This window comes from Streptomyces auratus (assembly GCF_050433025.1).
In the GTDB taxonomy this organism is placed as follows: domain Bacteria; phylum Actinomycetota; class Actinomycetes; order Streptomycetales; family Streptomycetaceae; genus Streptomyces; species Streptomyces sioyaensis.
The window spans coordinates 207,710-224,119 of sequence record NZ_JBNGCB010000001.1 but is presented as its reverse complement, the minus strand read 5'-3'; the positions used below and the strand labels follow the sequence as shown (position 1 = coordinate 224,119).

At 68.4% G+C, this 16,410-nt stretch carries 16 protein-coding genes and 1 pseudogene; 9 read left to right on the top strand and 8 right to left on the bottom strand.

All coding sequences use genetic code 11. The features are described 5' to 3' along the window. Window positions 1–14: 14 nt before the first annotated feature. The 3 genes from BKA18_RS00985 (at window position 15) to BKA18_RS00975 (ending at window position 2,465) form a co-directional block, all read left to right on the top strand. Entirely contained in the window at window positions 15–815 is an 801-nt protein-coding gene (locus BKA18_RS00985) for a DMT family transporter (RefSeq protein ID WP_366043669.1), read from the top strand. After that, window positions 784–1,365: a GNAT family N-acetyltransferase gene (locus BKA18_RS00980; RefSeq protein WP_366043667.1), complete on the top strand. Its 582-nt coding sequence runs from the start codon at window positions 784–786 to the stop codon at window positions 1,363–1,365. The genes BKA18_RS00985 and BKA18_RS00980 overlap by 32 nt, the downstream gene beginning before the upstream one ends. Window positions 1,366–1,799: 434 nt before the next feature. Further along, window positions 1,800–2,465 (top strand): nitroreductase, encoded by a 666-nt coding sequence (locus tag BKA18_RS00975; RefSeq protein WP_006607108.1) that lies wholly within the window; start codon window positions 1,800–1,802, stop codon window positions 2,463–2,465. 101 nt (window positions 2,466–2,566) lie between these two features. On the opposite strand, the gene BKA18_RS00970 is transcribed toward BKA18_RS00975, so the two are convergent. Both BKA18_RS00970 and BKA18_RS00965 read right to left on the bottom strand, forming a co-directional pair. Then, the gene (locus BKA18_RS00970) at window positions 2,567–3,886 is read right to left on the bottom strand and encodes an LmeA family phospholipid-binding protein (RefSeq protein WP_366043666.1); all 1,320 of its coding nucleotides are present in this window, start codon (window positions 3,884–3,886) and stop codon (window positions 2,567–2,569) included. Between the two features lie 136 nt (window positions 3,887–4,022). Further along, window positions 4,023–4,526, bottom strand: a complete 504-nt coding sequence (locus BKA18_RS00965) for a MarR family winged helix-turn-helix transcriptional regulator (protein WP_366043665.1) — start codon at window positions 4,524–4,526, stop codon at window positions 4,023–4,025. A gap of 72 nt (window positions 4,527–4,598) precedes the next feature. Here BKA18_RS00965 and BKA18_RS00960 point away from each other — a divergent pair, with 72 nt between their 5' ends. From BKA18_RS00960 to BKA18_RS00950, 3 genes are all read left to right on the top strand, one after another. Next, the gene (locus BKA18_RS00960) at window positions 4,599–5,765 is read left to right on the top strand and encodes a flavin-dependent oxidoreductase (RefSeq protein ID WP_366043664.1); all 1,167 of its coding nucleotides are present in this window, start codon (window positions 4,599–4,601) and stop codon (window positions 5,763–5,765) included. Then, window positions 5,762–6,214 (top strand): DUF3237 domain-containing protein, encoded by a 453-nt coding sequence (locus tag BKA18_RS00955; protein WP_366043663.1) that lies wholly within the window; start codon window positions 5,762–5,764, stop codon window positions 6,212–6,214. The genes BKA18_RS00960 and BKA18_RS00955 overlap by 4 nt, the downstream gene beginning before the upstream one ends. Window positions 6,215–6,706: 492 nt before the next feature. Beyond that, complete coding sequence (locus BKA18_RS00950; protein WP_366043662.1) at window positions 6,707–7,918, top strand: polysaccharide deacetylase family protein; 1,212 nt, start codon at window positions 6,707–6,709, stop codon at window positions 7,916–7,918. 388 nt (window positions 7,919–8,306) lie between these two features. Here the strand turns inward: BKA18_RS00950 and BKA18_RS00945 are convergent, their stop codons facing one another. From BKA18_RS00945 to BKA18_RS00920, 6 genes and pseudogenes are all read right to left on the bottom strand, one after another. Continuing rightward, complete coding sequence (locus BKA18_RS00945) at window positions 8,307–9,206, bottom strand: aminoglycoside phosphotransferase family protein (protein ID WP_366043661.1); 900 nt, start codon at window positions 9,204–9,206, stop codon at window positions 8,307–8,309. A 184-nt stretch (window positions 9,207–9,390) separates the two neighbouring features. Continuing rightward, window positions 9,391–10,380 carry a glycine betaine ABC transporter substrate-binding protein gene (locus BKA18_RS00940; RefSeq protein ID WP_366043660.1) on the bottom strand — a complete coding sequence of 330 codons (990 nt, stop codon included), beginning with the start codon at window positions 10,378–10,380 and terminating at the stop codon, window positions 9,391–9,393. After that, complete coding sequence (locus BKA18_RS00935; protein WP_366043659.1) at window positions 10,380–11,018, bottom strand: ABC transporter permease; 639 nt, start codon at window positions 11,016–11,018, stop codon at window positions 10,380–10,382. The genes BKA18_RS00940 and BKA18_RS00935 overlap by 1 nt, the downstream gene beginning before the upstream one ends. Before the next feature lie 15 nt (window positions 11,019–11,033). Continuing rightward, a pseudogene (locus BKA18_RS00930) lies at window positions 11,034–11,231 on the bottom strand (Lrp/AsnC family transcriptional regulator); the annotation flags it as partial. Beyond that, window positions 11,177–11,749, bottom strand: a complete 573-nt coding sequence (locus tag BKA18_RS00925; protein WP_429638083.1) for a transposase — start codon at window positions 11,747–11,749, stop codon at window positions 11,177–11,179. The gene BKA18_RS00925 and the pseudogene BKA18_RS00930, both read right to left, overlap by 55 nt. Beyond that, entirely contained in the window at window positions 11,668–12,933 is a 1,266-nt protein-coding gene (locus BKA18_RS00920) for a trans-sulfuration enzyme family protein (protein ID WP_366043658.1), read from the bottom strand. The genes BKA18_RS00925 and BKA18_RS00920 overlap by 82 nt, the downstream gene beginning before the upstream one ends. 60 nt (window positions 12,934–12,993) lie before the next feature. On the opposite strand from BKA18_RS00920, the gene BKA18_RS00915 reads away from it, so the two are divergent. The 3 genes from BKA18_RS00915 to BKA18_RS00905 all read left to right on the top strand — a co-directional run bounded on the left by BKA18_RS00915 (window position 12,994) and on the right by BKA18_RS00905 (window position 16,396). Next, window positions 12,994–13,530 carry an Lrp/AsnC family transcriptional regulator gene (locus BKA18_RS00915; RefSeq protein ID WP_366043657.1) on the top strand — a complete coding sequence of 179 codons (537 nt, stop codon included), beginning with the start codon at window positions 12,994–12,996 and terminating at the stop codon, window positions 13,528–13,530. Between the two features lie 445 nt (window positions 13,531–13,975). Beyond that, the gene (locus BKA18_RS00910) at window positions 13,976–15,421 is read left to right on the top strand and encodes an alpha/beta hydrolase (RefSeq protein ID WP_366043656.1); all 1,446 of its coding nucleotides are present in this window, start codon (window positions 13,976–13,978) and stop codon (window positions 15,419–15,421) included. Window positions 15,422–15,568: 147 nt separating this feature from the next. Continuing rightward, the gene (locus BKA18_RS00905) at window positions 15,569–16,396 is read left to right on the top strand and encodes a sensor histidine kinase (protein WP_366043655.1); all 828 of its coding nucleotides are present in this window, start codon (window positions 15,569–15,571) and stop codon (window positions 16,394–16,396) included. Window positions 16,397–16,410 lie beyond the last annotated feature (14 nt).

The window sequence follows — 16,410 nt, the reverse complement described above, 5'->3', positions numbered from 1 at the left end:
CTTAAGGATCGTGATTGATCAGGATCGTGATCACGGCCACCGGGTGCGCGGCCGCTCCGTCTCTTTTCTTCGGCATCCGGGGAGAAAGGGAGAATGGACCCCTCCGGCTTCACCGCAAGATCGCCCTTGGAGTTGAATTGCATCGCTTACGGCCTTATGGGGCCTTGATTGCCGCTGCGGGAAGCTGGGGTGTGGCTACCGCTGTAGCGAAATATGCCGTGGACGGGATCGGCGCATTCACCACCCTCTTCATCGAGGTCGGCACTGCTGCGGCCGCACTGTGGATCGCCATGCTGCGCATGCGTCCCCGCAGGACCGTACCGCTGCGCCACTGTCTTTTTCTCGGGTTGCTGGAGCCGGTGGTGGCTTACGGCGCGCTCGATCTCGGACTGCAGCGCACCGGTGCGGCGGATGCCGCACTCCTGGACGGGCTGCAATCCGCAATGGTGCTGGTGATGGGCGTCGTCTTCATCAAGGAAGCCGTCACCCGCCGCAGCGTGGCGGGTGTACTTGTCGCCACCGTCGGCGCCGCGTTGCTGACCGGTGCGCACTTCACGCTCAGCGGCAGCATCGGTGATGCCCTGGTGCTTCTAGGGGCTATGGGGGCGTCGGTGATCGTGGTCAGCCGTCTCGCCGCGGAGGCGTCGGCACTGGAAGGACGGAGGATCAGGGCCTCGGTAGATGTTCACGAGAAACGACAGCACCAGTGGCTGAGGAGTCTTGACGTACCGGCAGGCGATAATGCGTTGTCGGCCTCGGCTGGACCGCGAGACCATCCGGTGCATGGAGAAGCCTGCCGAGAGTCTCAGTTCTGACCAGGTTGGATTGCACCGATGGCGCATGGGCGATCTTGATGCCTTGGAGCGAGCGATCTACGAGTCTTTGGACCACCTGGTGCCGTGGATGCCCTGGGCAGCCGACCCGGGTAGACAACAGACCGCTGACTTCCTCACGCGGAAACAGGAAGAGTGGGAGACCAAGCAGGCCTTTGACTACGCGATCACATCAGGTGCTGTGCTGATCGGTGCGTGCGGCCTCATGCGACGCATCGGTGCGGGCGGACTCGACATCGGTTACTGGCTTCACCCTCGTTGGACCGGGCGGGGTCTGGCCACGATGGCCACGGCGGCGCTCGTCGGCCAAGGATTCCAGCTGGCGGGCATCGACCGCATAGAGATCCATCACGATGCCGCCAACCCTGCCAGCGGAGCCGTCGCCCGCCGCTTGGGATTCGCTGAGGTGGAACGCAGGCAAGCACCTGAAGGGCCCTCCGCTCCTGGCGGAGTGGGGATCGACGTCATCTGGCGGATGACTGCAGTCCAGTGGAGGGCGAGTACGGCTGGGCACGCTGAAGGCGCGAGCTGAGCAGGTGTTGTTCGTGTGTCTTCTGTTGGCGACCCCTCCGCCCCTGAGAGTGGAGGGTCGCCAAGAGAGCGGGCCGCCAGGCGTCTCAGGGCTGCGACACAGTGGTCCGGTTCCAGGCAGGAACCGCCCTTCGGCATCAACAGCGGTCGCTCTATGGCGAGTTTGCGTCGACGGTCCGCAGACTCGACCCGATCGTGGCTTCGCCGACCTGAAGAACCGGCGGATACTCACCGAACTCCGCACCGCCCCTGCTCGCGCCCCCCAGCTCCTGTGCGCCCTGCTCGTCCTGACGAAACTCGAAGTCGCCCGCTGACAGACGATCTGCACGGAAGACGGCCCCCACCACCAGCAGCAGCAGGAGCCCCCGATGAAGTCCGTGTGCGTGCTGAAGAGGGTAGAGAGGTGGTTGTCGTTGAGTGAGAGGACGAGAAGACGTGGATGTGTATGAAGCGGTGGACAGTCGCCGGTCTGTGCGGGCGTTCAGCGATGAGCCGGTGTCCAAAGAGGTACTTGAGCGAGTGCTGGCGACAGCGGCGCGGGCTCCGTCGAGTGGGAACCTCCAGCCGTGGCATGTGTATGTCGTGACCGGCGAGCCCTTGGCCGAGCTGAAGAGGCGCGCGACGGCCAGGGCGCTGGCGGGAGACCCGGGTGATGAGCGGGAGTATCCGATGTACCCGGCCGAGCTGACTTCGCCGTATTTGGATCGTCGTTCCGCCGCGGCTGTCCAGTGGTACAAGGCGATGGGAGTCGAGCGCGAAGATCCCGACAGGTCCACGAAGATCGCCGCCTTGAACTCGGAGGCGTTCGGGGCGCCGGTCGTGCTGTTTTGCTACCTCGACCGGACGATGGGGCCCGGGCAGTGGGGGGACGCTGGGATGTACTTACAGACGGTCATGCTGTTGCTGAGGGCGGAAGGGCTGCACAGCTGCTCCCAGGTGATGTGGACGATGTATCGCAAGACCGTCAGCCAGATAGTCGGAGCCGATGACGGGCTCGCACTGTTCTGCGGTGTCGCGGTGGGATTCGAGAAGGAAGGCGCGCCACGGCTGCGTACCGGGCGCGCGGCCATGACAGAAACGGTGAGCTTCATCGGAGTGTGACCGCTAGGCGGTTCCGGCCCGTCCGCGCGGACGGGCCGGAACCGACGACCTGCGGAATCACTCATGGGCGCCGCTACGAAGCCCTGGGCACCACCGCCTGCTTACGACTCCGGCTGCCCTGACTTCGCGGACACGACCTGGCCCACGGGTATCTCCTTACCGGTCAGCTGCGCCCGAATGCCGTTCTTCGTCACGGAGATGTCGCGCAGCCGAATGTCGCCCGGCAGGTTGTCCGGAAGCTGCGCGGAGAACTCCATCTGCTGCGCGACCTTCGGCTCCCGGAGTTTCTGTAGGCCTTGGACGAGTGAGGGATCGATGCCGGTGGGCCTGAGCAGCGACGGATGGTCCACGAGCGTGTCCAGCACGCGGCCCTTCATCATCTGCTGCGGAACGACGTGCTTCCCGGTCGCCTGCTGCAGCTCGCCCTCGTCCATCTTGTCGGCGACGGGTGCAGTCAGCTGCAAGCCACCGCCCTTGCCCGGTACGTACGTGAGCAGGCCGGGCACCACCACGCGCGTGTCCTGCACGGTCATGCGCAGGCCGCGGTCCCCGGTGCGCTGCAACTGCGCACGCCCCCGGATCTGGGCCTGCTTGTCGCCCACCGGCACGTCGCCGCCGGCCAGCACCGTGTTCTTCTCGGGGCCGGGCATCAAGTGGACCTGCGACGCGCCGACTTCGCGGTTCAGGTCCTTGAAGTCCAGGAGGATGTCACCGCGCACCCGGTTCAGCACCGCACCCTTGACCGAGGACGGCAGGCTGCCGACGATCCGGATGTCGTCCACCGTCCCCTTCACCTGGGCGACGGAGACCGGCCCGGCGTCGACATCGGGGACGTTGACCTCGACGTGGTCGACGTTGCCCGCGAGCACCTGCCCGATGAACGGGAAGCTGTCGATGTGCACTTCGGGCTCGGCGCGTAGCTTCAGCGCCTTCTGCACCTGCTGCGCTGCCAGGTTCTCCGCGTAGAGCACGGCCCACCGGTCACCGAGCGCAAGAATCGCAAGAACGACGGCCAGCGCGACGGCCACCTTCGCGGTCCTCCGCACGATCCGACGCGGCTTGCGCCCGGCCCGCGGGTGCTCCTTGTCGTCGCCGTTGATCGAGTGGTCAGTGCCTGCGTCGGCTGCGGTGGCAGTAGCGGTGGTACTGGTGCCGACGTCAGCGCCGGGGCCCGAGTCGGTGCCGTTGTCGGTGACGGCGGTAATGGCGGTGTTGGCGGTGTCGGCGACCGTGGCGCTGCTGGTGTCTGTACCGGAGCCGACGCCGACGGTGTTGCCCTGAGGCGACGAGGCGTCCGGCTCTTCGCCGCCCTGGGCCGACGACTCGTCCGGGCCCTGGTTGTCCGAGGCCGGACTGTCCTGGCCGGCACGGCTCGCCGGTACCCGCGCCTTGAAGTCTGCGGAAGGTTCGTTGGAGAGCATCGCCACCATGCGAACACAGGCCAGGCACTCCAACCAAGTTGTGGAGTACGAGCAGCTCATGCAATCCGTCGGTCCTTCAACTCGCGGCCATGCGGTGCGCAAGCCCCCTGATGCGGCCTGATCCGCCGGACGGGCCCTAGTCGGCGTCCTCGGGGCGCGCGGCCAGGACACGGGTGAGCAGGTCGGTGAGGGTGGCCCGTTCCTCGGCGTCGAGGGTGGCGAACCACTGCTGCTCGCGGCGGGTCTGCTCGGCGAACGCCTCCCGGACGGCTTTCTCGCCCATGGCGGTGAGGCCGGCGGCGACCGCGCGCCGGTCGTCGGGGACTGGCCGGCGTTCGACCAGGCCTTCCCGTTCGAGGGTGTTGATGGCGTTGGTGACCGCGGAGCGGGACATCGCCGAGATCTCGGCGAGCCTGGCGGGCTGGGTGGGGCCCAGCAGCCAGAGCTTGAACATCAGCCGGAAGCCGGGGAGCGTCCAGCCGCGCGGGCGGTGGATGTGGCTCTCCAGGTCGGCGACGACCAGGTAGGACAGGTGGAGCAGGTGGTAGGCGAGCGCGAATGCCTCCGGGTCGGCCGGTGAGGGCATGCCCGCCAGTCGGTCGCGAGCGTAGGCGGCGTATCTGAGATCTGGTCGGTCCACGGACAGAGTCTTGCGCATGGAGGCTCGCCGCGAGATTGTTACGGCCATAACAATCGTCGCGGGAGGGGTGCTGTGCGGATCACGATCGCAGGAGGAGGTATCGGCGGGCTCGCCACCGCACTCAGCCTGCATGCGGCCGGACTCGACGAGATCGTCATACACGAAGCGGCCCAGGAGATCCGTCCGCTCGGCGTCGGGATCAACCTCCTCCCGCACGCGGTAAGAGAGTTGACCGAGCTCGGCCTGGGCGACCGGCTGGCCGCGATCGGTGTCCCCACCGCCGAGCTGGCGTACTTCAACCGGTACGGGCAGGCGATCTGGTCCGAACCGCGCGGGCTCGGCGCCGGCTACCGGTGGCCGCAGTACTCGGTGCACCGGGGTAGGCTGCAACTGCTGCTGCTGGACGCCGTTCGCGAGCGCCTGGGTGCACACTCCGTCCGAACCGGGAGCCGGATCACCGGCCTGCGCCACGACTCCGACCTGCTCGTCGGCGCCGACGGCATCCACTCGGCCGTCAGAGCCGCGCTCTTCCCCGGTGAAGGGGCACCGCCATGGAACGGGCTCATGCTGTGGCGCGGCACGACCTACGGCGAACCGTTCCTGACCGGCCGGTCCATGATCATGGCCGGAGACGGCACACAGAAATTCGTCGCCTACCCGATCGGGGACGGACGGCTGATCAACTGGATCGCCGAGCGGCCGCTGGACGGCGAACCGCCTGAGCGCGGAAAGTGGAACCGCCCCGCCGACCTGGCCACAGTCGTGGAGCACTTCTGCGACTGGACGTTCGACTGGCTGGACGTGCCGGGAATCATCGCGGGAGCCGGGGCAGCCTTCGAGTACCCGATGGTGGACCGCGATCCCTTGCCGTACTGGACAAGGGATGACGTCGTCCTCCTGGGCGACGCCGCGCATGCCATGTACCCCGTCGGCTCCAACGGAGCGTCCCAAGCGATCATCGACGCCCGGGTACTCGCCCACTCGCTCGCCACGACCGGCACCGCCACCGCGTACGAGGACATCCGCAGACCCGCCACCACCGCGCTCCAACTCGCCAACCGGCGCCAGGGGCCCGACGTCGTCCTGAGGCTCGCCCAAGAGCGGGCTCCCGAGGGCTTCAAGGACATCGAGCAGGTCGTCCCGCTCGCGGAGCGCGCGGAGATCGCCGCTTCGTACAAGCGCACCGCAGGTTTCGACCCGAGCCTGCTCAACGAGCGCGCGTCGTGGAGCGTGCGGTGAACCTGCGGAGCCTCGCCGTCTTCGAGGTGAGACTGGACCCGATCCTCGACCTCGGCGACTCGCACTGGGGCCGCCGCCGAGTGATCAACATCGTCGGCGGGACATTCGAAGGGCCCCGACTGTCCGGGGTGATCCTGCCGGGCGGCGCGGACTGGCAGGTGCTGCACCCCGACGACGGCATGGCCAGCATCGATACCCGCTCCACGCTGCGCACTCACGACGGCGCACATCTCTACCTCTCCACCAGCGGCGTACGCCACGGCAAACCCGAGGTTCTCCGGAGGTTGGCCGCCGGAGAGGCGGTGGACCCTGCCGATTACTACTTCCGGCTCTTCTGCCGCTTCGAGACCGGGGACGAGCGCTACCGGTGGCTGAACCGCACCCTGGCCGTAGCCTCGGGCGCCCGTACCCCCGAGGCCGTCCGCTACGAGGCGTACACCCTTGACTGAGTGCTGGTGACACCACGGGTGTTAGTGAGGCGTTATTGGTTCGCTAGCGATCTCCGTGAGAGTCAGGTGCGTCCAAGGGTGTGGGTTGAGGGCCGCTGAGGTCTTCAGCCTTCTGCCCCGCACGTCGAACGGGGGAGCACGAAATGCAGAACATGACGTCGGGCACCGACGGTCGCGCCAGGAGGGCCGCGAAAACGGGAATGGGGCGGGGGCTGCGGGGCCCGTTCCTGGAGGCAGGGGTGCCGCCGGCAGTCTGCGGAGCGCCGACCACAAACATCGTGGCATGCGTTCCCGGAACGGCTTCCGGCGGGGGAAAGCTCCCGGGGACCCTCCAATGACTTCGGAGCGTACGCGACCCGCGTCCCTCCGTTGAGACTTCTCCTTCTCGGGGCCGAATCGGAACCCCAGTATCCGGCTCCCACTCTTATCGGGTGTCCCACCTCTCTGGGCGCCCCATTTACCAGAACGTCGAATGAATGCGATGGCACCGTTATGCGTGAATTCAGCCGCCGGGGGATATGTGGACTCGGGATAGGAGCGGCGGCCGCGCTCTCCGTCGCCGGCTGCTCATCCTCCGGATCGTCGGCCTCCGGCAAGGTCGGAACCGAGCCGGGAAAGACGGCGAAGAGCAAGCCGATTGGTGACGGCTCGACCAGCTACACCGGCAAGCAGCCGAAGCAGCCGCCCAAGCCGGAGCGGCTGGAGCCGGGACAGAAGCCGCCCCAGTTCGTGGTCTTCTCCTGGGACGGGGCGGGCGAGGTGGGCAACGGCCTCTTCCCGCGGTTCCGCAAGCTCGCCCGCGACCACAACGCCTCGATGACCTTCTTCCTCTCCGGGTTGTATCTGCTGCCCGAGTCGAAGAAGCGCCTGTATCGGCCGCCGAACAACCCCGTCGGCGCCTCCGCCATCCCCTACCTCACCGACGAGCACATCAAGATGACGCTGAAGAACGTGCGCGCGGCGTGGCTGGAGGGCCATGAGATAGGCACGCACTTCAACGGCCACTTCTGCGGCGACACGCCGGCCGACCGGGGGTCGGTCAAGTTCTGGACCCCCGCCCAGTGGGACTCCGAGATCGAGCAGGCCATGGACTTCGTCACCAAATGGCGGACCAACACCGGCTTCACCGACCTCGAACCGCTCCCGTTCGACTACACCAAGGAACTGGTCGGCGGCCGTACACCGTGCCTGCTGGGCCAGGAAAACCTGCTGCCGACAGCGAAGAAGCGCGGCTGGCGGTACGACGCCAGCTCCCCCGGCGGCCTCCAGGTCTGGCCCACCAAGAAGCAGGGCTTGTGGGACTTCCCGCTCCAGACGATCCCGTTCGCCGGACGCCCGCTCGGAGTCCTCTCGATGGACTACAACATGATGTTCAACCAGTCCCAGAACTCCACCAAGGGCCCGCCGGCCAACTACCCGGGCTGGCGCAAGCAGGCGACCGACGCCTACGTCGCCGGCTTCCAGCGGGCCTACGAGACCAACCGGGCGCCCTTCTTCGTCGGCAACCACTTCGAGCAGTGGAACGGTGGCATCTACATGGACGCCGTCGAGGAGACGATCAAGCACATCGGAGGCGGAAGGTACAAGGACGTCCGGATGGTCTCCTTCCGCCAGCTGTGCGACTGGCTCGATGCGCAGGACCCGCAGGTCCTCGCCAACCTGCGTCGGCTCAACGTCGGAGAGAAGTTCACCGGACGCGGCTGACAACCCGTATCGGGGTGCGGAACCTCCACGTAGTGGAGGGAAGCAGCTTTCGCCGGCTCGGCCGCAATGCCGGCTTTCGCCTGTGATCCCTCCTGCCGGTATCGCGCCCCGCCGCAGGGCTTGCCGTGCGTCTGCGGGTGACAGCACGAACGGCGTACGACGTACTCACGGTGCTTGGCAGCCTGTGAGCTCTTCAGGCACGGGGCGCTCCTGATCAGAGCGCTTGGAGGGTTGAGCGGCGCCTACGGACCAGGGTGTGGCAGTCTTCGCTTGAGGTGGCGGTGAGATGCGCACCTGCAGCCCCGGATCGTGGTTCCGTCGCGGCGGCCGACGGTTGCGCTGCGAATGGCTGTGACCAGCTCGGCCCTCTCACGCGAAGTGGGGCGTCTCAGCCTTCGTCCAGCACCGTCCGGATCACATGCCGGGCATTGCGCGTCATCACCGGGTTCGTCCTCCGGTAGTACGGCAGCGCGATCAGTGCCTGCGAAAGCGTCCGCCCCCGGCCGCGGATCCAGGTCGCGTCGTCCACACCCAGCGCCTCCCGGAAGACGTCCCTCGCCCCGGCCGGCAGCAGATTCCACGCCGGGAACAGATCGCACGCCGGATCACCCGCCCCCAGGCACCCGAAGTCGATCACCGAGGTCAGCCTGCCACCTTCCACCAGCACATTGCCCGGCATGAGATCGGCATGCAGCCACACCGGCGGGCCGTCCCAGCCCGGGGCCCGCAGCGTCTCCTCCCACACAGCGGCAGCGGCAGCACAGTCGACGCCCTCCTGGGGGAGCCCGCGCAGTTCCTCGATCGCTGCCCGGGTCGCCGCATCGAGCGAGGCAACCGGCCCGCCACGGTGGGCTTGCGGCGCCCCGGGCAGGCTGATGCTCCGCATCGCCGCCACGAATTCGGCCAGATCCTCGGCCAGCACGACCGGGTCGCTCAGCGCACCCGCCTCGGGATTCTCTCCCGCGAGCCACCGGTACACCGACCACGGCCACGGATAACCCTCGGCGGGCCGCCCGGCTCCGAGCACCTCAGGAATGGGGTGGGGCAGGTGGGGCGCGAGTCGGGGCAGCCACGTTCGTTCCATCGATACGTCGTTGGCCCCGCCCTTCACCAGCGGAAGCCGTACGACCATGTCGTCGCCCAGCCGGTACATGGCGTTGACCGTGCCGCCGGACGGAAGCCGCTCCAACGCCAGCGCCGCCCACTGCGGAAACTGCCCAGTGATCAGCCGCCGTACAAGGTCCTCGTCGACGGGATGCATCCCGGGATGCATGTGCCCTGTGCTCATGGCACGTCATCCGACCGCCGGACGCCGACTAGCGTCAAACGCTTTTCCGGCAGGCCCACTTTCGCAAGACGCCCCAGGGCGCGTCGTTCGGATCATGGTGTCCCGGGCCCTCCGGACGGCAGCGTCTACGCGAGCGGCCGGGCGCTCTCCTCCTGCTCGTCGGACGCTCGTGCGAATCCGTCTGTCAGCCTTCCCGGATGAAGCCCTCCCGCACCAGCCAGTCCTTCGCCACCTCGTGCGGGTCCTCCCCGTCCACGTCCACCCGCGCGTTCAGCCGCTGGGCCTCCGCCCCCGTGAGCCGCTTGGTGATCGGGGTGAGGAGGTCGGCGATGGCGGGGTACTTCCTCATTGTGGCGCTGTTCATCTCGGGTGCCGCGTTGTAGTTGGGGAAGAAGTGCCGGTCGTCCTCCAGCACCTTCAGCTTGAGTTCGGGAATGCGGCCGTCGGTGGTGGCCGCCACTCCGAGGGCGCAGGCCGCGCCCTCGGCGACCTGGGTGTAGACGACGCCGTCGTCCATCTTTTTGAAGTTCCCGCGCCGGAGGGCAAATCCGTACGTCTTCGCCACGCCCGGCAGGCCGTCCTCGCGCACCGAGAACTCGCTTCCGCCGCAGATCGTCGCCGCGCCCGGGTCTTTCTTCGTCAGACGTGCCACGTCGGAGAGTGTGCGCAGCCGGTACTTCTGCGCATTCGCCTGGTTCGCGACCAGCGCGTAGGTGTTGTTGAGCGGGGCGGCGGACAGCCAGGTGATGCCGTTGCGGCGGTCCTCCTCGCGTACGGCCTCCCACTGCTCGTACGGGTCGACGACCCGCTTGGTGTGACCGAGGTAGGTGATCCAGGCCGTGCCGGTGTACTCGTACATCCCGTCCGCCGCACCGGACTTGACCGCCTCGCGGGCACCGATCGAGCCCTGGATGTTCGTCCGGTCCACGACTTCCGCGCCGGCCGCTTTGAAGACCAGCCCCATGATCTGACCCAGGATGATCTGCTCGGTGAACTCCTTTGATGTCACGGTCAGTTGGGCGCCCTTCAGCGGTCGCCCCTTCCCGATGGAGCCGGGCTGCACCGAGTCGGCCAGCGGGCTTCCGCTGGTCAGTCCGCAGCCGCTCAGGCCTGCGGCGGCGAGCAGCAGGGCGCCCGCGCCCGCGACGGCCGTCCGTAACTGGGCCAGGCGCATCAGTCCACCTCCAGTCCGCGTGGGCGTAGCAGCAACCCGACGAGTGTCCTCAGCCAGTCCATGATCAGTGCCATGGCGACCGTCAGTACGAAGCCGAGCACCAGCACAGGCATGCGCTGGTTGGTGATGCCGGAGGAGCCCGGGTCGCCGAGTCCTCCTCCTACGCCGAAGGCGGCCGGCGTCGCGGTGCCGACGTTGAGCACGAGCGCGGTCCATACGCCCGCCAGGATCAGCGGGACGACCAGGGGCAGTTCGGCCCGGAACAGCATCAGCAGCGGCGACATCCCTCTGCCCTTGGCGGCCTCGACGGGAGCCGGGTCGACTCCGCGCAACCCGACGACCGCGTTACGGACCACCGGCAGCAGTCCGTACAGCGTCAGCGCGATGACGGCCGGCGCGACGCCGAGGCCGACGACCGGGACGGGCAGGCCGAGGAGAGTCAGGGAGGGGACGGTGAGGATGCTTGCGGTCATGGTGATCGCGAGGTTTCCCGCCCACTCGGTGCGGTAGGTGAGGAGGCCGGTCAAGCCCCCGAGCACCGTGGCGACGACCCTGCACGGGAAGACGGCGCCGGCGTGCTGATAGGCGTCCACCAGTAGCTGCTGGCAGCGGGTGCCCACGTACTCCCAGAAGGTCACTTCTCGGTCCCTCCCTCAGGGCCGGTCCTCCAGCGGTCCATACGGCGCCTGCCGCGACGCCTGGCGCACCAGTGGAGTGTTCCGGAGCGGCACCGGATTCTCCAACGTGATCGCCGTCGAGGCCCGCACGATGCCATCGATTCCCACCATCCGGTCGATCACGCGCTGCAAGTCGGCACTCGAGCGTGCCACCGAACGGCACAGCATGTCACCACCCCGTCCGCGGCGAGGAGTACTTGGGCCGCGCCCGACGGGAGCCGCATCACCGGTTCAGCAAACTCGCACCTCGCCAACCGCTGACCCACCCGGGAGTCCGACATGACTCCCCCCGGTGGTGAGGGGACGGTACCGGGTCGGAGGGGTTCCCGGTGTCCGTGGCAGGTCGTTTGACACGGATGACGGCGTCGCCGGCACGCGGGGGCGTACGAAACGGCTGGCCCGGGAACGTAGGCGGCCGGGATCGGGATCACCGTCCGGATGCCGCGTTTGCGCAGGTGGTCGCGGATGGCGCGGGAGGAGTACGCCTTGTCCGCCAGGACCACGTCCGGCCGGCTCCGCGGCCTTCCGCGGCGGCGGGGAACGCGCAAGCGGGCCATCACGTCCGTGAAAGCGGGTACGTCACCGGCTGGCCCGGTCGTCGTCTGCGGTTCTACCTGTCCGCGACCGCCGCTTCCCGGAGGACCCTGCCCGGTTCCGGCGCCGCCCCCAACGCCCGGTCGAGGTCGGCCCACAGGTCCTCCACGTCCTCCAACCCCACCGAGAGCCGCAGCAGCCGGTCGCTGACTCCCGCGCCGCGGCGGTCGTCGGCGTCCACGATGCGGTGGCTGATGGACGCGGGGTGCTGGATGAGGGTGTCGACGCTGCCGAGGCTCACGGCCGGGGTGATCAGTCGGACGCCCGCGATGACGTCGTGGGGGTCGCCGGCTACCTCGAAGGCGACCATGGCGCCTCCGATGCGCGGGTAGTGGACGCGGGTGACGCGGGGGTCGGCGGCGAGCCGGCCGGCCAGCTCCGCCGCGGTCGAGGACGCGGCTCGGACCCGTACGGGCAGCGTCGACAGACCACGGAGCAGCAGATAGCCCGCGAGCGGATGCAGCACTCCGCCCGTGGCGAACCGCACCTGGCGTAGCCGCCCGGCGAACTCCTCGTCGCAGGCCACCACGCCGCCCATGACGTCTCCGTGGCCGCCCAGGTACTTGGTGGCGCTGTGCAGGACGAGACGGGCTCCCTGCTCGGCGGGGCGTTGCAGCACGGGGGTGGCGAAGGTGTTGTCGGCGAGCAGCGGGATGGAACCGCAGGCGTGCGCGACGGCTCTCAGATCGAGTTCGGCGAGGGTCGGGTTGGCCGGGCTTTCGACCATCACCAGGCCGGTGTCGGGGCGCAGCGCGTCCGCGATGCCCGCCGGGTCGACCCAGGTCACCTCGGAGCCCAGCAGCCCTGCGGTGAGCAGGTGATCGCTGCATCCGTACAGCGGTCGTACGGCGACGACATGGCGCAGGCCCATTGCGCTGCGTACGAGCAGCACGGCGCTCAGCGCGGCCATCCCGGTGGCGAACGCAACCGCGCTCTCGGTGCCCTCAAGACGCGCGAGGGCGGTCTCGAAGCGGGCGACGGTCGGGTTGCCGAGGCGGCCGTAGACGGGCGGGCCCTCCGGTTCGCCACCGTCGGTCGCGAAGGCGTCTATCCGGGCGGCCTCGCCCCGGCTGTCGTACGAGGGGTAGGTCGTGGACAGGTCGATCGGCGGGGCGTGCACCCCTTGCCGCGCGAGGTCGTCCCGCCCGGCGTGCACCGCCTCGGTGGCGAGCGCCCGGGATGCGGGCACGCCCGGGACACGACGACCGGTGCCGTCGGGAGATTGGCCGGTTCCCTGCGGGTCGGCCGGTACGTCATATGCGTCAAAGCTGCCGGAGTCCATGCCCAGGAGTCTGAACACCGAGCGGGGTCGGATGGCCGGAGCTCGTGTTACGTTCGGCACATGGCCGATTCTGTCGTACTCGATCCGGTGGATCTCCATCTGCTACGGCTGCTGCAGAACGACGCACGGATGACGTACCGCGATCTCGCCGCGCAGGTCGGTGTCGCGCCTTCGACCTGCCTGGACCGGGTGACCAGGCTGCGCCGCTCGGGAGTGATTCTCGGCCATCAGCTGCGGCTGGACCCGGCGAAGCTGGGCCGGGGCCTGCAGGCACTGCTGTCCGTGCAGGTCAGGCCGCATCGGCGGGAGTTGGTGGGGCCGTTCGTGGAGCGGATCCGGGCGCTACCGGAGTCCATTACTGTCTTCCATCTGACCGGGCCCGACGACTATCTCGTCCATGTCGCGGTCGCGGACATGGCGGATCTTCAGCGGCTGGTCCTCGACGGGTTCACCTCGCGGTCCGAAGTGGCGCGCGTCGAGACCCGGTTGATCTTCCAGCAGTGGGACTGCGGCCCGCTGCTGCCACCCCGGCCCGAGGGTGCTCCCGCCTCCACGACCACCTCCGACCATCAGGCCCCCGGGAACCCCGGGGCCTGAGGCGTACACCGGTCCAAGTCGGAGCCACAGGCTCGGCTTCAGGGGCGGCCGCCCGCCGAAGGGCGACAAGGGCGAGATCGCGGCGAGTTCTTGCGCCCGGCCGTGTACGCACGTCCTCGACCGCGACCGCCGGGCGCGCCGGTGCGGCGCCGCCTGCCGGTGGGCGGTGGCGCACCGGCGCCATTCCGGAACAGCCTCCCGACCTCGCTGTGGTCACAGTTCGGTAACGCACGGGTCATCACGCCCAAGTATGACATTGTACATGTCACATACTTCCTCCATGAGAAGAGTCACGGCCTTGATAGCGGCCGTCGCCGCAATCGGCGGGATGACAGCGGGTGTTACGCCTGCCTCTACCTCCCGGTCAGCACCCGAGGGCGTCGGTGAAAGGAAGCTCGCGTGGAGCTCCTGCCACGACACGACCACCCCCGCGTTGCAGTGCGCCATGCTCGAAGTGCCGCTGAACTATGCGCACCCAAACGGAACCAAGATCAAGATCAAGGTGAACCGGCTCCCGGCCACCGCCCCCAAGGGCAAGCGGCAGGGCCCGATCCTGCTGAACCCCGGCGGTCCCGGCGACTCGGGCCTGTGGATGCCCGGCTACATCTCCGGAAAGATCCCGCACGACGTCGCCTCGACCTACGACTGGATCGGCTTCGACCCGCGCGGCACCAACGCCAGCGCCCCACACGTCACCTGCGACCCGCACTACTTCGACGGCGAGCGGCCGGACTATCAAGTCGCCCAAGGCACCTCGAAGGTGTGGCTGGAGAAGGCGGCCAAGTACGCCGCCGACTGCGCCGCGAACTGGAGCTGGTTCCTGCCGCACATGACCACCGTCGACAACGCGCGCGACATGGACAGCATTCGGCGGGCGCTTGGTGTCCAGAAGATCAACTTCTACGGTGGCTCGTGGGGTACCTCGCTGGGCTCGACATACGGCCAGCTCTTCCCCTCGCACGTGCGCCGGATGGTGCTGGACAGCATCGTCGGCCCGACCATCGACTGGTACGACCACAACATCCTGCAGGACAAGGAGCACCAGCGCCGGTTCGACGCCTTCGCGGCGTGGACCGCCAAGGCCGACTCCGTCTACCACCTGGGCACCGACGCGGCCGCCGTCGAGAAGGCATACCTCCGGGTCGAAGCCGCGCTGCGGACCGATCCGGTGGATGCCGCCCCGGCCCCTGGCAAGATCGGCCCCGCTGAGTTCGAGGACACCTTCTACGGTGGCGGCTACAACTTCCTGCGCTGGCCGCGGATGGCGACCGTGCTGTCGGCCTACCTCGCCAAGAACGACACCCGCCCGCTGAACATCGCCTACAACCGCTACACGGCCCCGGGCGCCGACGACGGAACGTTCCCGGCGTACAACGCGGTCCAGTGCACCGAGAACAACTGGCCGCGCGACTGGGAGTTCTGGAAGAGGGACCAGGCCAAGGTCAACGCCATCGCGCCCTTCTACACCTATAACAACATGTGGTACAACGCTGCCTGCATGTTCTGGCCCTACCAGGGCGACCAGGCCGGCCGGCTGAAGATCACCGGTAAGGGCTTGCCGCCCGTCCTGCTCTTCCAGGCCACGGAGGACGCCGCCACCCCCTACCCGGGCGCTGTCGCGATGCACAAGGCGTTGCCCGGCTCCAAGTTGGTCGTCCAGAACGGCGGCAGCTTCCACGAGATCCTCTTCCACGGCAACGCCTGCCTGGACGACACCTTCACCGCCTACCTGCGGGACGGCAGCCTCCCAACCGGCAAGGGCTTCATCGCCAAGACCTGCGCCCCCGAACCCGACCCCACCCCGGTCTATGTGACCCCGTCCTCCTCCGCCACGAAGGCCGGGCCTGCTCTTCGGGCCACCGACCCCCAAGCGATCCACGGCACGCGGTAACGGATTCAGCGCTCAGCACCGCAACTGCGTTGTGTGGTGTCGAGGCCGCAGCTCCATCGGCTGCGGCCTCGGCGCTCGTAGTGGCTGCCGGAGACGGAGCAGCATCACCACCCTGCGCGGTACGGGCTACCGCCTGGAGACCCGGCAGTGACACCCCTCGTCGGCGAGGACGAACCCGGCCGCCGCCTCGGGAGCCCGCGGTTCCTTCGCCGGCTGCCCATCGTGCTGCGCCTGGTCATCGCCCTCGCCGCCGCCATGTCGCTGGTCCTCGGCGGGGCCGCCGCGCTGGTGTACTGGCGCGTCGAGAGCGCCCTGGACCAGCAGCTCGATGCGGACCTTGCCACCTACCACCACACCCTGGTCCGCGACCTGCGCGCCGGCCGCTCTCGCCGAACGGCCCTGACGGCAGCGCCTACCAGATCCTGGACACCCACGGATACGTCATCGAGGCCAGTGCCCTCGTACGCACACAACACCTGCTCACCGTCGACGAGATCACCGCCGCCGACGACGGCACTACCGTCCAGTACCAAGCACCTCACCCGAGCACCGGTGGACCTGGCCGACCTGGTCGACGCCGCCGTCTCCCCACTACGGGCTGCCGAAGGCGATGACCGTTCGATCACCGTCGAAGTCACTCCCGCCACCGTCACCATCGATGCGCGGTGGCTCCGACCGGCCATCGGCAACCTGATCAGCAACGCCCTGCGCCACGGGCACGGGGATATCCACCTCACGGCAACTGCCGGCGAGGACAGGCTGCGGCTGACCCTCACCGACGAAGGGCCCGGCTTCCCACCCGACTTCCTGCCCCGCGCGTTCGACCGCTTCACCCGCGCCGAAGCCAGCCGTACCAGCGAAGGATCTGGTCTTGGGCTTGCCTTCGTCGTAGCCGTTGCCACCGCCCACGGGGGCGCCGCACACGCCGAGAACAGCGGGTGCGGCGCCGCTGTCATTCTCGACATCTCATGCTGAGCCGTGCGCATGGG